General features: G+C 33.7%; 15 protein-coding genes and 1 pseudogene. 2 read left to right on the top strand and 14 right to left on the bottom strand.

What is annotated here, in order from left to right; translation table 11 throughout:
- The 8 genes from AB8B65_RS15895 to rpsF all read right to left on the bottom strand — a co-directional run.
- Positions 1-621: hypothetical protein (locus AB8B65_RS15895; RefSeq protein WP_405302252.1), on the bottom strand; the 621-nt coding region annotated here is incomplete at its 3' end.
- 10 nt (positions 622-631) lie between these two features.
- Complete coding sequence (locus AB8B65_RS15890) at positions 632-2,251, bottom strand: hypothetical protein (protein ID WP_405302251.1); 1,620 nt, start codon at positions 2,249-2,251, stop codon at positions 632-634.
- 11 nt (positions 2,252-2,262) lie between these two features.
- Positions 2,263-3,720: an MBOAT family O-acyltransferase gene (locus AB8B65_RS15885; protein WP_405302250.1), complete on the bottom strand. Its 1,458-nt coding sequence runs from the start codon at positions 3,718-3,720 to the stop codon at positions 2,263-2,265.
- 7 nt (positions 3,721-3,727) lie between these two features.
- On the bottom strand, positions 3,728-5,635 hold the full coding sequence (locus tag AB8B65_RS15880) for a hypothetical protein (RefSeq protein ID WP_405302249.1): 1,908 nt from the start codon (positions 5,633-5,635) through the stop codon (positions 3,728-3,730).
- 113 nt (positions 5,636-5,748) lie between these two features.
- Positions 5,749-6,219, bottom strand: a complete 471-nt coding sequence (locus AB8B65_RS15875; protein ID WP_405302248.1) for a DUF6495 family protein — start codon at positions 6,217-6,219, stop codon at positions 5,749-5,751.
- Positions 6,220-6,319: 100 nt separating this feature from the next.
- Entirely contained in the window at positions 6,320-6,772 is a 453-nt protein-coding gene (gene rplI / locus AB8B65_RS15870; protein WP_405302247.1) for a 50S ribosomal protein L9, read from the bottom strand.
- 14 nt (positions 6,773-6,786) lie between these two features.
- Positions 6,787-7,083, bottom strand: coding sequence for a 30S ribosomal protein S18 (gene rpsR / locus AB8B65_RS15865; RefSeq protein WP_046757893.1), 297 nt, complete (start codon positions 7,081-7,083; stop codon positions 6,787-6,789).
- Positions 7,084-7,088: 5 nt separating this feature from the next.
- A complete protein-coding gene (gene rpsF, locus AB8B65_RS15860) occupies positions 7,089-7,430 on the bottom strand; it encodes a 30S ribosomal protein S6 (RefSeq protein ID WP_405302246.1) in 342 nt (113 codons plus the stop codon).
- Between the two features lie 177 nt (positions 7,431-7,607).
- Between rpsF and AB8B65_RS15855 the strand changes: the two genes are divergently transcribed.
- The gene (locus tag AB8B65_RS15855) at positions 7,608-8,300 is read left to right on the top strand and encodes a LytR/AlgR family response regulator transcription factor (RefSeq protein WP_405302245.1); all 693 of its coding nucleotides are present in this window, start codon (positions 7,608-7,610) and stop codon (positions 8,298-8,300) included.
- A gap of 184 nt (positions 8,301-8,484) precedes the next feature.
- On the opposite strand, the gene priA is transcribed toward AB8B65_RS15855, so the two are convergent.
- The 5 genes from priA to nadC all read right to left on the bottom strand — a co-directional run bounded on the left by priA (position 8,485) and on the right by nadC (position 13,879).
- The gene (gene priA / locus AB8B65_RS15850) at positions 8,485-10,938 is read right to left on the bottom strand and encodes a primosomal protein N' (RefSeq protein ID WP_405302244.1); all 2,454 of its coding nucleotides are present in this window, start codon (positions 10,936-10,938) and stop codon (positions 8,485-8,487) included.
- A 74-nt stretch (positions 10,939-11,012) separates the two neighbouring features.
- Positions 11,013-11,441, bottom strand: a complete 429-nt coding sequence (locus tag AB8B65_RS15845) for a DUF2147 domain-containing protein (protein WP_405302243.1) — start codon at positions 11,439-11,441, stop codon at positions 11,013-11,015.
- 17 nt (positions 11,442-11,458) lie between these two features.
- Positions 11,459-12,025 (bottom strand): chalcone isomerase family protein, encoded by a 567-nt coding sequence (locus AB8B65_RS15840; protein ID WP_405302242.1) that lies wholly within the window; start codon positions 12,023-12,025, stop codon positions 11,459-11,461.
- Positions 12,026-12,092: 67 nt separating this feature from the next.
- Positions 12,093-13,019 (bottom strand): YihY/virulence factor BrkB family protein, encoded by a 927-nt coding sequence (locus tag AB8B65_RS15835; RefSeq protein ID WP_405302241.1) that lies wholly within the window; start codon positions 13,017-13,019, stop codon positions 12,093-12,095.
- Positions 13,019-13,879: a carboxylating nicotinate-nucleotide diphosphorylase gene (gene nadC, locus AB8B65_RS15830; RefSeq protein WP_405302240.1), complete on the bottom strand. Its 861-nt coding sequence runs from the start codon at positions 13,877-13,879 to the stop codon at positions 13,019-13,021. Before nadC ends, AB8B65_RS15835 begins: the two co-directional genes overlap by 1 nt.
- 152 nt (positions 13,880-14,031) lie before the next feature.
- On the opposite strand from nadC, the gene rlmH reads away from it, so the two are divergent.
- Entirely contained in the window at positions 14,032-14,505 is a 474-nt protein-coding gene (gene rlmH, locus AB8B65_RS15825; protein WP_405302239.1) for a 23S rRNA (pseudouridine(1915)-N(3))-methyltransferase RlmH, read from the top strand.
- Positions 14,506-14,508: 3 nt separating this feature from the next.
- Here rlmH and AB8B65_RS15820 read toward each other — a convergent pair.
- Positions 14,509-14,775 (bottom strand): annotated as a pseudogene (locus AB8B65_RS15820) (hypothetical protein); the annotation flags it as partial.

Genomic DNA, 14,775 nt, shown 5'->3' with positions numbered 1-14,775 from the left:
TGTTTTTTTAACCGATTTTTCTTTTTGTACAGTTCCAGCGTATGCTGTATACCATTGTTCTTTTTTTATATTATCAGAAAGTGTTTTTGCCGCGATTTCAATGCCTTTTGGATTCCAATGCGAATCTTGTTTGCAATACGTAGCGTTTCCGTTTGCTGTCGATTTTTTGAATTCAGAAAACAAATCAATGACTTCAACACCATTATTTTTTAGTTCGCTGTATAAATTTTTATAGTGTGCGTTCAAACTTTGATTCACTTTTACAGAAGCATCAACTTTGTTTGCATTTACCAAGGCTTTTGGCGGAACCGGCATGAGATATAATTTTATGCCCAATTTTTTGAGTTGCTTGTTAAAATCGACAATTGCAGGTATCGGATCTTTTCTATCTGCATTTGTACACACCGACGTTTTTGCAGCTGCTGTTCCATAGAATTTTCCTTTTGATACATGTGACAATTCACTAGGTAAAAACAACCAACCATCTTCTCCGACAATTGTTGTTGTTGCAGTTTTCGCGATTTTTTCTTTGCATATTTTTTCAAAAGCTGTTTGCGCTGTTGCTTGTATTGAAAACAATACGACTGCAATTAATCCAAGGATTTTGTATGCGTTTTTCATTGTATTCCTATTATTTTTTTAGCAAAACTCCCCAACATGGATCTGCAAATGATAATTCGTCATCTTGCAATTCGGAACGATTTATGGGACCAAATTCCGCTGTATAATCATTCCAGTTGTATAGTTTTAATTTAATTTCTTGTCCATTTCGCAATTGCGCAGCAGCTGTCCAATTATTATTTTCCATACTGGATAAATAGACAACAGCTTCTCCTAATTCTTTTCCTGTGTTGATCTCTTTCAAGTTGGTAATATGTACCGAAACCACATGATCTTTGTAAGGAACCGAATTTGGCATTGGCACTTGACTCGTTTCGCTCACAATTCCCGTTACAACGTGAGAAGTATCTTCTTTTGGAACAAAAAATTCAGAAACATAGTCTTCATTTAGTTTCATGTCGATCAGTTTCCAATCGCCAACAGATAATTCGCGCGCAGCGAATTCCCAAATTACTACTTTTTTTCCTGCCAATCGGTTTTTACCGCGTTTCAATTCGTTTGAAAGTGCTAAACGTGTCGCATATGCTCCTGCGTCGTTCATTTGAATTCGATCTACAGGTTTGCGCATGTTTTTACTAATGTGTTCAGAAAGTCCCGCAGCGCTTCCCCAATTCATTCCTTCTAAAGAGTAAATGTTTGCGTAACTATCGCCCAAAAATAAAATATCTGATTGCGTAGCTGGTTTGAATAGAAAGTTTTCTTCCAAAATCTGTTCTATCTCTATAGATTGCCTTTTAAAAAGATTGTCTTTGTTTTCAATCGTTAGCATATCGACAATATCGCCGTGATTTTGAACAGTCAATTTTTTAGTGTTGTAATCTATGTTTCCTTTTGCAATTGACAGACTGTCTAACAATTCGCTCACTTTGTTTGCTACCATTTTCATTGCTTCTGGCGACCAATGCGTATCATATTTTAGATATCCTGAGTTTTCAAAATTTTGATTTTCAAGCAATTCAAACACATCACAGACTACAATTCCTTCTTTTTGTAATTGCTTTACAAATATTGCATAAGAGTTATTATTCAGCGCTTTTACATCATTTTTAAGTAAGAATGCTGCTTTTGGTGGCGCAGGAAGAATGATAAGTTGTATGTTTCTTTTTGCCAAACTTTCGTTGAAATGAAGAATTGCCTTTAAAGGATTTGGCTGTATGTTTTCTTTTGCCCTTTTTTGTAATTGTTTCCTGTCTAAAAATCCTGGCTGTGTTAGGTATTGATTTGAATATTTGTAATAGAAATTATCTTTTGTAAGCCACGCATTTTCGTTTCCTGTGTTAAAAATACGTACCAAACCTGTTTGTGTGATTGGAATCATTGTTTTACGATAGACAGCATTCTCTTCAATATCTGATTCAAATTGTTTGATATCGCTTCCTAAACCCGCATTGAAATCAGTCATCGTTTTTAAGAAACTAGAAGATTCTGCTATAGTTTGATCATTTTTTATGTCTGAATTATTACTTGCGAAAGTTTCATTATTCGTACTAAAAAGGAACTGAACAATAACTGCGGATACAATGAAAATCAGAAAGAAAGCTACCAATATTTTTTGATTCGTTTTAGATATGTCAGTGCTTCCTATTTCCATAGTTGCAATTTCTTCTGGCGTCATTTTTTTATCTTTCATAGGCATCAATTTTAAAAAATAAAGTATATGAACGGATTAAAATCTTGTGTAACCATTGCCATTACGGAGAGCATCATAAGCAACATGATCCAGATTGATTTTGCCAAAGTGATCTTTTTTGTAAAATCCCAGGTTTGTGGAAATTTCCAAACGACAATTCCCGCAAGGATAAAACTAAAAATGTAATACGGATTTTTTATTAAGATGTTATTTACTAAATCTGCCTGCGAACTTGTATTTCCACCAAACATCGCTTGAATGTACGTGATTGCATTTGGCAAATCACTGGCTCTGAAAAATACCCATGCAAAAACTACGATGATAAACGTAATCGTGATTCCTGCCAATTTTGGTAATTTTTGGTAGAACGCTTTTTTATTCGCTAGTCTTTCCAATGCTAGAAATGTTCCGTGAATTGCGCCCCAAATAACAAAATTCCATGAGGAACCATGCCATAATCCACCCAACAACATGACAAGCATTAAGTTTATATACGTTCGTGTATTTCCGTTTCTATTTCCGCCTAACGGAATGTATAAATAATCGCGCAACCAAGTGGATAAAGAGATATGCCAACGGCGCCAAAATTCGGTAATACTTCTGGAAGAATATGGCGAATCGAAGTTTTTTGCAAATACAAATCCTAGCATTAAACCGAGTCCAATTGCCATGTCTGAATAGCCGCTGAAGTCAAAATAAATTTGAAATGCATACGAAATTGCGCCATACCAAGAGTTTAGAAAACCAACATCGACAGCGTCAAAACAAGTGTCTGCTATTTTACCACACGGATTTGCTAAGAGTACTTTTTTGGCCATTCCTAAACAGAAAAAGGCAATTCCTCTTGAGAATTTTTCAAGCGTATGTGTTCTTTCTTTTAGTTGATTTGAAATTTCTTGAAACCGAATAATTGGTCCGGCAACCAATTGCGGAAACATGGACACATAGCAAGCGAAGTCTACAAACTTCCTAATTGCTTTTGCATTTCCACGATAAATATCAATGGAATAACTCATACTTTGAAATGTATAGAAACTGATTCCTAATGGCAATACAACGTTAATAATACTGTCCGATTCTAGCGTTTGCAATCCGATAAATTCCAGGAGCGAATTATAATTTTCTACCGCAAAATTGAAGTATTTAAAGAATACAAGTAATGACAAATTTGATATTATAGAAACTCTAACGGCTATTTTTTGTCGTTTCGTTCTGTTGCCACCTTTAACTAAAGATACTATTGGTTTGTTCCAGTTTTTTCCCCAACGATCTGCAATAAAAAGTCCGCAGATATAATCAATTATTGTACTTCCAATCATTAATAATACAAATGCAGGATTTGCCCATCCGTAAAAAACATAACTGATGATTGCTATGGTAAGATGCCTTAATTTTTTGGGAGACAGATAGTACAATAGCAGTACTATTGGTAGAAAATAAAAGATGAAGAAATACGAGCTAAATACCATTTATATTTTATTTAGAGCTGAGTAAACTTACATCAATTTCTTTGATAACTTGTTTTCGTTTTAAACGACGAAATGATATTTTGAACTTCTTGAGATCCGTTTTCTCGTTTATTTTGAAATATACGGTTTCAATATTGGTATCGTTTGCATCATTGGAACGAAAGAAACTTTTTTCTTGTCCACCGAAATGTATCACAATATTTCCATATCCTACGGACCTGAATTGAAATTGTATTTTTAGAATGTCATTCTTTTTGAATTTTTCAGTTGTTGGAATCGTTACAATTACATCGCCTCCATCACTTTTACCTTTTTCTTTACCAATTGCTTTTAGATGTCCATTTTTTTGAATTTCCAAGATGTTTTTATCTGAAACTTCTGGAATGAATACAGCATGTTTTTCCCAGTTATTTTCGCCCAATTTTAAAATCGGTTTTTCAGTATAATCTTCTTTACGAATACTGGCGCTCAATGGAATTTCTGGCACCGTACCTTGAAAATCTGTAGGAAGTGCAATGTATATAATTGCTCTTCTGTTTTCGAGATATGATTTTCCTTTTTTGTAGAGCAATCGTCCAAATCCTGTGCCGCCACTTCTAAAATAGACATCAGTTAAAATTCCAGTTTCATGTGTAAAATAATGCGGAATACTTCCTCCTCTTCTTAATGCCGGATATGCCATAAATGAATTTCCGATGAATAAAAATGGGGATTCTTTTTTGTCAAAGTTCAGTGCTAGCATTTCGCCTGTGCTGTCAACTACCGACGTAAAACTGATCAATTCGTTGCTAGGAAATGATTTGTTGCCTTTTGGCCATTTGTATGAGATTCCATTGATTCTAACTCCGACTTCATCCTTTAAATTTGTTTCAATTTTGGGGCTATTTTTGTATGCTGGATATCGTGCTAATACACTTTTTAATTCTTTAGCAACAATCCATGATACGGGTTCACCAGGATGCGCTTCCTCAAAATCGTTGTACCAAAATGTAAGCGGAGATTTCATACGTTCTTCAATCAATTTTGGAAGAATATCGATGACTTCTACATCATTTTTTAATAAGTCAGCAGTTACTTTTAGTGCATACGGATTCACTACATAATCAGATAGTTTATCGCTGAAAAGATGGCCTGAAACTTCTCCTTTGAACGGAATTCTGATGACAATTAAATCAATATTAAACTGTTTTAAATACGTATGAAAGCGCGTCATTGCTTCAACAAAATTACCTTCATTTGTTTCCGAATATGCTTTTCCTGCTGAAAAGAAAGCGTTATCAACCCACTTTGATGCTTTCGCTTTTGTCGCCTTTGCATATTCGACTTTAAAGTCGCTTATATCTTGTTCCCATTGTTCCCAGCTACCACCATGAGATTTTAGTAATTTTTTAATTCTTTTGATTTCAGATTTGATGTTTTTCTTTCGGATTCGAGCAGATTTTAGGTCTTTGGGAAGAATTTTTATTTGCTCATCTTTTTCTTTTATAGTAGCAAGCGCATTGCTATTTTGTTGTTCTGAATATTGAGTTATTTTTTTTGATTCAATAGCATAATAGACTTTCATGTCAAAATCATCAATTTCATCAACCAATTGAATTTGTTTTATTTCAACTGCTGCATTTTCAAAAGGAATCAAGGTTACTTTAACATTATCGCCTACTCTATAGCCTCCTGTTTCAAGCATTTTTCTATTTTCAATTCCTTTAAAAACTACACTAATTGTTTTTTCTGAATTCGTATTTAGATTTAATATCGCAGTATAGTTGCAATCAGGATAATTCATTTTATCTGGATTGGGCAACTTTGAAATAAATTCAATTTCTCCTTCTACAACAAGTTTAGATACTGTTGATTTTTGCCCGAAAACATTCACTATAAATAAGAGACATAAGATCAATACGTACTTTTTTCTCATTGTATTTATTCGGTTTAAAAGAAACTGTAATATCAGTTCGAATATACAATAAAAAAAGATGTTTCAATTATCTGAGAATAATTTTGAATATTGTTCGGTCTAGTGTATTAAAACTACGTCATCATCCCTTCAAACCACTGAAAAAGTTGTCCTTTGGTAATGTTTGATCCTTGTTGCAGTAATGCAAATTTATCTGCGTTTCTGTCTTCAGAATATGCTTTATTTGCTGTTAAAATTTCTACTTCTTCAGTTGAATAATTTTCGCGTAACCAAGCAAAACCTTCTTTCGTAGTAATGTCTATCGTTTCATTTAAAATTTTAACTGCGATCAATTTCATTTCATCTTCACGCAAGTGGAATAAATATAAATGCTGCGATGAAATATTTTCAAGATAAGTTGCTTGTTTTAGCACGCCTTCCCAAACCAAATCGCTAAAGACATCAATTTCTTGTTCAGCAACTTCGGGTTTTTCAATTTTGAGTTTTGCCCATTCGTCTGCGTCAATAGATTGTGTTGCTAAGAAGTTGATGAATTCTTGGTGTAATTCTTCTAGCTGTTCTTTTGTAAGTCTTGTGTATTTCATGTTCTTGAAAATAAAAGTGCAAATTTACAACTATTGAAAATTATAGCATAAAAAAAGCCACTCAAAATTGAGTGGCTTTCTGTACAAACGCGATGCGTTCTTATTTTGCTTCTGCAATAACTTCGAAAGGTAAGTCAACAACTACACTTCTGTGCAATCTAACTTTAGCTTCGTATTTACCAGTTCTTTTAACGTTTCCACCGATCACCTTGATAAATTTCTTATCAATTGCGTGACCTGCTTTACTTAATGATTCTGCTAAATCGATGTTATTAACTGATCCGAATAATTTCGTTCCAGTTCCTGTTTTTGCAGTAATTTTAATTTCTAAGTCTAACAACGCTTTTCCAGTTGTGTTAGCCTCATCCACTAATTTTTGCTCTTTATATGCTTTTTGTTTCAAGTTCTCTGCTAAAACTTTTTTAGCTGAACTTGTTGCTAATGTTGCAAATCCTTGAGGAATTAAATAGTTTCTTCCGTATCCGTTTTTCACAGTTACAACGTCATCTTTAAATCCTAAGTTTTCAACGTCTTGTCTTAAAATAAGTTCCATAATGTGTCTCTATTTTATTTTAACATATCGCCAACATATGGCATTAATGCTAAGTGACGTGCTCTTTTTACAGCTACAGACACTTTTCGTTGATACTTTAATGAAGTTCCTGTTAAACGACGTGGTAATAATTTCCCCTGTTCGTTTACAAATTTGATTAAGAAATCTGGATCTTTGTAATCGATATACTTGATACCTGACTTCTTGAAGCGACAATATTTCTTTGCCTTTGTAGTTTCGATGTTCAAAGGAGTTAAATATCTAATTTCTCCTTCTTTCTTTCCTTTTGCTTGTTGTTCTATTGAAGACATATTTCTTAAGATTTAGCGGTTTTATTTCTATTTCTTCTCTTTTCTGCCCAAGCAATTGCATGTTTATCTAAACGTACTGTTAAATAACGCATGATGCGCTCGTCACGTCTAAACTCTAACTCATACGGAGTAATTACTTCTCCTGGAGCTTGGAATTCGAATAAGTGATAGAAACCACTCTTTTTGTGTTGGATTGGATATGCTAATTTTTTTAGCCCCCAATTTTCTTTTGAAATCATTTTGGCACCTCTAGAAACGATGAAATCTTCAAATTTCGCTACTGTTTCCTTTATCTGAGTTTCAGATAAAACGGGATTTAAAATGAAAACAGTTTCATAATGATTCATAAATACTATTTTTAATTGAAATTGGGCGCAAATGTACCGTTTATTTGTTGTAAACCAAACAAAAACTCTTCTTTTTTTTCGATAAATTACGTAATAAATCCGTTATTTTGTTGCTGTTTTGATTTATTTTTTATAACATTGCATGTACCCAAATTACAAAAAATCGTTAATTCGCTTATGAAGCTTAACTGTATAATAGTTGATGATTCTTCTATACAACGCATGGCTGTTGCCAAGTTGATACTGAATCATCCGTCATTGAATTTAATTGCAGAATATAGCAACGCTATAGAGGCTAAAAATGGTCTTAAAACCAATAATGTAGACTTAATATTTTTGGATATAGAAATGCCTGTTTTGAATGGTTTTGACTTGCTAGAGTCTTTAAAAAACCCGCCACAGGTAATCATGGTAACAGGAAAAACTGAGTATGCTTTTAAAGCTTTTAGTTATGATGTTACCGACTTTTTACACAAGCCTTTAACGAAAGAACGTTTTGATAAATCGATTGCACGTGCACTCGACAAATCCAACTATAGTACGAAAAGTAATGAAGACGACGATCATATTTTTGTAAAAAGCAACTTGAAAAAACGGAAGGTTATTTTGAATACTATTAAATGGATTGAAGCTTTGGGTGATTATGTAAAATTGGTTACAGATGAAAGTAATATTGTCGTACTTTCCACAATGAAAGCTTTTGAAAAACAATTGCCTGAAAATAAGTTTTTACGCATTCACAAATCCTACATTGTGAATTTAGATAAAGTCGATCGTTTTAATAGTAAAAATGTTGAAATTGCAGGTCAATTAATTCCGTTGAGCAGAAATAAAAAAGTAGAATTATCAGAAGCACTTTCTAATATTTAATCTCTCATAATACTTAAATTACACTTATTTTTTTGTTTACTTTTCTCTTGAAAAAGATTAAACACTTTGTTTCTTGCAAGATTTTTTATCTGCAAAGCTACTTTTGGAACACTTTTCTGTATAATTTTCAAAGAAAAATAATCAAATTGACGAAAAATTTGAATTTAGATTTTCAATATTAGGATCAAATTGTATCTACATCAATGATAATTCGGATACTTCTGTATTCAGAAATAGACAAAAAACTCGTTTTTATGCGTAAAATGACATCCTTTGTTTTTGCCAAGGATTGTTGTTTGGGAATTTTTAGCAAGATATGTTTTAGGTATAAATTTCGTATTCTCGCTATTGGCGGAAATTCTGGACCTAACACATTTTCACCAAAACTATTACGAAGCGATTTTGCAAACCACGCCGCACTTTCATTTACACGATTGTATTCTTTGTGCTTGAGCGTAATTTTGATCAATCTGTAAAAAGGTGGATAATGAAACTGCCTACGATCATTTAATTGATCTGTAAACATGGCTTCATAATTCCCCACAGAAACCTGTTGCAGTATTTGATGATACGGATTATAGGTTTGTACAATAACTTTACCGCGCTTTTTAGTTCTTCCGGCGCGACCGGCAACTTGCTGAATGAGTTGAAAACTACGTTCATGCGCTCTAAAATCGGGAAAGTTGAGCATGCTATCGGCATTCATAATTCCGACTAAATTCACGTTTCTAAAATCCAGTCCTTTTGTCAACATTTGCGTACCAACCAAAATCTGAATTTCCTGCTGTTCAAATGAAGAGATAATTTTTTGATGTCCATATTTTCCACGTGTCGTGTCCAAATCCATTCGCCCAACTTTTATGTCGGGCAATAATTCGTTCAGCTCCTGCTCTATTTGCTGCGTTCCAAAACCTTTGGTGTCTAATTCGTGACTTCCACACGCCAAACATTGTTGTTGCATAGCAATGTGATGACTGCAATAATGACAACGCATTTGGTTCTTGTAATGATGGTATGTTAGACTTACATCACAATTGGGACATTGTGGTGAATGTCCACAGGTGTTGCATTCAATTATTGGTGCATATCCACGACGATTTTGAAATAGAATAACTTGTTCTCCATTTTCTAGTGTTTCTTCAATTTCTTCCAACAAACGATCGGAAAAATGACCTTTCATGCGCTTTTTACGGTGCTTTTCTTTGATATCAACTAATTCCATTTCCGGCATGAGAACATCGCCATAACGTCTTGTAATTGTCGCCAACGCATACTTCTGATTTTTTACATTGTAATAACTTTCTACATTTGGTGTTGCCGAACCTAATATAATTTTCCCTTGGTGCATTTTTGCCAACACAATTGCGGCGTCACGCGCATGATATCTTGGTGCAGGATCAAATTGCTTGAAAGACGTTTCGTGTTCTTCATCCACAATAATTAAACCTAAATTTGAAAACGGCAATAACAACGAAGAACGCGCGCCAATTACAATTTGCGCTTTTGGCTTGTTATTCAACACATTATTCCAAACTTCTACACGTTCATGAACGGAATATTTGGAATGATACACAGCTACTTTTTCACCAAAATATTGTTGTAAACGCGTGATTAATTGTGTGGTTAATGCAATTTCTGGCAACAGATATAGTACCTGTTTCCCTGTGTTGATCATTTCCTCAATTAACTTCACATACACTTCCGTTTTTCCAGAAGATGTTACTCCATATAATAAGCAAACATCTTGCGTTTTAAAGGCAGTTTCAATGGTTTTATACGCTGCTTCTTGATACGGATTTAGCTGTTTTGAAGCTTCAACTTCATCTCCGTTGTATTCTATTCGGTCTTTTTGGATGAAATATTCTTCTAAAATTTCCTTTTCTATTAATGCCCTTACAACTGCCGAACTCGCTTTGCTTTGCTTGGTGAGTTCTTTGACAGAAATAGGTCTTTTGGTCGTTGCCGAAATGGAAAATAATGTGAGAATGACTTCTCGTTGTTTTTTGGCTCTGTTGAGCGAATCAAGTAATCTTTGAAGATTTTCTTCGCTTGCATAATTCGTGTGAAGCTTTACGTACCGTACCAATTTTGGTTTGTACTGTTCGTAGATTTCTTCGTATACTTGAATAACTTCTTTATCGATCAACCTTTTTAAAACTGACAACACGTTTTTCTTTCCAAGAATACTACTGATTTCTTGAATTTTCAACAACGATTGATGCTGTAACGCTTCAAAAATTAAAAATTCATCATCTTTTAATTTACTTTCATCCACATTTCCATCTTCAAATTTAGAAATAATGGTTTCACTTTCGAGTAAAAAAGCACTTGGTACTGCAGAGCGGAATACTTCGCCCAAACTCGCCATGTAATAACTGGCAATCCATTCCCAATGTTTTAATTGTTGCGGAGTGATGATTGGAGTTTCATCAAGTATTTGCTGAATTTCCTTTGCTTCGTAGACTTCTGGCGCTGTTTGATGTATTGTATGTACCAAAGCCGTATATACTTTGCTTTTTCCAAACGGCACAGCCACACGCATTCCTTGTTGCAGAAATTGTGCTTCGGCTTCTGTAATACTGTAGGTAAACAGTCGCTGCAGCGGAATTGGTAATATGACGTCAATGAAATATGCCATGAGTTCAAAGGTACATACTTTGCATAAAAAAACCACTCATTTTTCGGAGTGGTTTTTTAGGTTTTTTTTTGTGATTATTCTACGCGATACCAATTTTGAGTTCGGTAAAAGATAGAAACATAACCACGCACATATAATTTGTTTTTATTGCTGGAATCGAGCCAGATTTTACAGGTATATTCTTTTCCTTTTTCGGGATCAAGAATTTTTCCATCGGAATATTCATCATCATCTTTGGTCAATCCATCAATGATTTGCATTCCTAAAACTGGTTTATTTTTTCGACTTCCTTTACATTTTTCACACAATCCATTACGTTTTGATGCATCTATAATATCTACAACTTTCCCGTAAATTTTACCGTTTTTTTGGTAAATTTCTACAATTGATTTCGCTTCTGATGTTTCATCGTCAATGGTTTTCCATTTTCCAATAACAGTTTGCGAAAAACCTATTTGCAAGCTACATATTAATAGCGTAATGTAAATGTATGTTGTTTTCATGTAGGTATTGAATCGAATTAGTTTCCTAACATTCCTCTTTTAAGCTTCTTGTCTGCTGGCTTCATTCCTAACCAAATTCCGAAAAGTGCTTTTTTAAATTCAAAACCAGGAATTACTCCTTTTTCAGTCCCGTTTTTATACACAATAATACCTTTATCCTTGATATATACAATGTCAAAAATATCACCATCGTTAATTTCGTCACTAAAAAAGTTTTTAAATGTTTCAATTTTAGTCGCGATTGGTGCTGTTTTTCCTTTCGTAGATTTTTCAAAACCTTCATCTACCGCATTGATCATTTTTTTACTAGAAATCATCCCTGATGTAATCTGTAATTTGATCGCCATTGATTCATCTGCGGTTCTAATATCATAGGCATTACTTGATTTTTGCAACAAGTACAATCCGCCAGAATATAGCTTAAACCAAGCTTTTTTACGTACGCCAGCACCATTATACATAAGTTCTTGACCTTCAAATGTAACTGTGTCTGGTAATGTTGCTGCTCCTACTTCATGTTGTGCGTTTACAGCAGTCATACCTACGATTAAAAAAGCGATGAACGCAAAAATTGTCTTTTTCATTTTCTATTGGGTTTATTTATAATTTTCGTTTGTAATATACTACTTTTTATTATGCAAACATAATAAATTAGGTAGTCTCGTTTTTGAGTTTTAACATATCTATAGAAGCATTTAGTTCAAATCCTAACAGTAATATATTCGCATTCAGCCATATATATAACATCAAAATTAACAAAGCTCCTATGGAACCGTATAGCTCATTGTATTGAGAAAAATTAGCAATATATATTCCGAATAAATACGACGTTAGTACAATAAGTACGGTTGTCAATAATGCACCAGACGAGAAAAATTTTGCTCTTTTTCTTTGCAAGGTTCCAAAATAGTATAAGATTGCTGTTCCTATATATATCATACAAATTAAAAAAGCATATTCAATAATCTTTACTGAAACTCCGGTATTTGCTTGTTGTTCAGAACTACTTATAAGCGGTGTATATATTTCTAAATACCCCAACACAATTATGGTAAAAATCAATAACAATGCCAAGGTTAAACCAATACATAAAGCGTTTACGTATTGTTTAAAAAAACTTCGCTTTTCATGTACATGATAGGAGTTTTCAAATCCAGTAAACATAGCTCCTACTCCATTAGTCATTAAAAATATGGATAGAAAAAAGGTGGAGGAAAGCAGTCCTCCATGTTTATTTTTGACAATATCTATAATGATATCATTTAAAAAAATACCAGATTCATTAGGAAGAAACGAAGTAATTGTTTCTATAAAATCTGCTTGAAAATTATCAATTGGCACATACGGTAATAGGTTTAAAAAAAATAGTAACGATGGAAATATCGCCATAAAAAAGCTAAACGCAATTGCACTAGCGCGTGCAGTTAATGTACCATTAGCAATACCAACAATATAGATTTCTAACAAATCATACAAAGACATACCTTCAAGTCCAGGAAGTTTTACGTTCCTAAGTAACATCACCAAAATATTGATGACGGGAATTTGATCCAGTTTGTCTTCGATATCTTTAGACATTATTCAACCGCTTTTAAGCTTAAATCTAAGTTGTATACAGAATGTGTCAATGCGCCCGAAGAAATGTAATCTACACCGCAAAGTGCATACTCACGAATGGTTTTTTCATTAATTCCTCCCGACGATTCTGTCAAACATTGATTGCCAATCATTTTCACAGCTTTTCGTGTGTCTTCATAATTAAAGTTATCAATCAAAATTCGGTACACACCTTCCGTTTTTAAGATTTCAGCAATTTCATTCAAATCACGCGCTTCCACAATAATTTTTAAATCGAGCGTATTTTCTTTTAAATATGTTTTCGTTTGGGTGATTGCTTGCGTGATTCCTCCACAAAAATCAATATGATTGTCTTTCAACATTACCATATCATACAAGGCAAAACGATGATTTACGCCACCGCCAATTTTTACTGCCCATTTTTCAAGTGCTCTAATTCCTGGTGTCGTTTTACGTGTATCTAAAATTTTAGTTCCTGTTCCTTCTAGCAATTGTACAAACATATTCGTTTTGGTAGCAATTGCGCTCATACGCTGCATTGCATTCAACACTAAACGTTCTGCTTTCAATATTGATTGTGATTTTCCTGTGACATAAAAAGCAATGTCTCCATATTTTACAGGACTTCCGTCTTCAATCAAGGTTTCTACTTTCATTGCTGGATCTACATAATTGAAAACCATTTTAGCAAATTCAATTCCTGCAATGATACCTTCATCTTTCACTAGTAATTTTGCTTTTCCTTCTGCTGTAGCTGGAATACAAGCTAGCGAACTATGGTCGCCATCACCAACATCTTCACGGATAGCATTTGAGATTATTAATTCTAATTCTTTTTGAAATTGCGCTTCTGAAATCATTTTTTTGAGATAATAATAGTAATTCCCTCAAATTTGCAAAGTTTATATCGCATATCAAAATTGACATATCATTATTTTCCTGATTCCGATTAAGAAAGTCTAAAAACAGATAAATTACCGTTGTTTTATGTCATTTCTATTATTTTTGCCAAATGAATATAAAAGTGCTCGCTATTGGACGAACGGATGATAAACAATTACTACAATTGATTGATCAATATGTAAAGCGTTTGTCGCATTATGTGAAGTTTGATTTGGAAATTATTCCCGATTTAAAAAACACTAAAAATTTGAGCGAAGCGCAACAGAAAGAGAAAGAAGGCGAATTGATCTTAAAGAAACTCGCGCCAACAGATGTTTTAGTGTTGTTAGATGAGAACGGAAAGCAGTTTTCTTCCGTAGAATTTTCAAGCTATTTGCAAAAGCGCATGAATTCGGGTATAAAAACCTTGGTGTTTGTCATTGGCGGACCGTATGGTTTCTCTGAGAACGTTTACGCGAAAGCGCAAGGAAAAATCTCGTTATCAAAAATGACATTCTCGCATCAAATGGTTCGTTTATTTGTGGTAGAACAAATTTACAGAGCGTTTACGATTTTGCGAAATGAACCGTATCATCATCGATAAACTCTATAAATCGCCTAAATACCATTCAATTCCATTGATATTTTGGTATTCTTTTGGTAATTCTAACAGTTTTTCTACAATTTCTCCTTTTTTGATAAATCTATAAATTGTGTCTGATTCTTTTTCTCCATTTATCGGGTTTAACAAAGATGAAATCGATTCTAAAGTATCAATCTCAAATCCGTTCCATGCATATTTGTATAAATTAACCATACCTGGATGTCCGTAACCAAACCCGCGAATTTGTTTTTCTTTTGATGCGAATGTTGG

The sequence above is a fragment of the Kordia sp. genome (genome assembly GCF_045105435.1).
GTDB lineage: Bacteria > Bacteroidota > Bacteroidia > Flavobacteriales > Flavobacteriaceae > Kordia.
This window is presented reverse-complemented; position numbering and strand designations above follow the sequence as displayed.

Excerpts from the sequence above, each read along its gene's own strand:
- AB8B65_RS15880 (WP_405302249.1), bottom strand. The coding sequence starts at position 5,635 with ATGAGAAAAAAGTACGTATTGATCTTATGTCTCTTATTTATAGTGAAT.
- rplI (WP_405302247.1), bottom strand. The coding sequence starts at position 6,772 with ATGGAACTTATTTTAAGACAAGACGTTGAAAACTTAGGATTTAAAGAT.
- priA (WP_405302244.1), bottom strand. The coding sequence starts at position 10,938 with ATGGCATATTTCATTGACGTCATATTACCAATTCCGCTGCAGCGACTG.
- AB8B65_RS15855 (WP_405302245.1), top strand. The coding sequence starts at position 7,608 with ATGAAGCTTAACTGTATAATAGTTGATGATTCTTCTATACAACGCATG.
- AB8B65_RS15835 (WP_405302241.1), bottom strand. The coding sequence starts at position 13,019 with ATGTCTAAAGATATCGAAGACAAACTGGATCAAATTCCCGTCATCAAT.
- AB8B65_RS15890 (WP_405302251.1), bottom strand. The coding sequence starts at position 2,251 with ATGAAAGATAAAAAAATGACGCCAGAAGAAATTGCAACTATGGAAATA.
- rpsR (WP_046757893.1), bottom strand. The coding sequence starts at position 7,083 with ATGTCTTCAATAGAACAACAAGCAAAAGGAAAGAAAGAAGGAGAAATT.
- AB8B65_RS15840 (WP_405302242.1), bottom strand. The coding sequence starts at position 12,025 with ATGAAAAAGACAATTTTTGCGTTCATCGCTTTTTTAATCGTAGGTATG.
- rlmH (WP_405302239.1), top strand. The coding sequence starts at position 14,032 with ATGAATATAAAAGTGCTCGCTATTGGACGAACGGATGATAAACAATTA.
- AB8B65_RS15885 (WP_405302250.1), bottom strand. The coding sequence starts at position 3,720 with ATGGTATTTAGCTCGTATTTCTTCATCTTTTATTTTCTACCAATAGTA.
- rpsF (WP_405302246.1), bottom strand. The coding sequence starts at position 7,430 with ATGAATCATTATGAAACTGTTTTCATTTTAAATCCCGTTTTATCTGAA.
- AB8B65_RS15875 (WP_405302248.1), bottom strand. The coding sequence starts at position 6,219 with ATGAAATACACAAGACTTACAAAAGAACAGCTAGAAGAATTACACCAA.
- nadC (WP_405302240.1), bottom strand. The coding sequence starts at position 13,879 with ATGATTTCAGAAGCGCAATTTCAAAAAGAATTAGAATTAATAATCTCA.
- AB8B65_RS15845 (WP_405302243.1), bottom strand. The coding sequence starts at position 11,441 with ATGAAAACAACATACATTTACATTACGCTATTAATATGTAGCTTGCAA.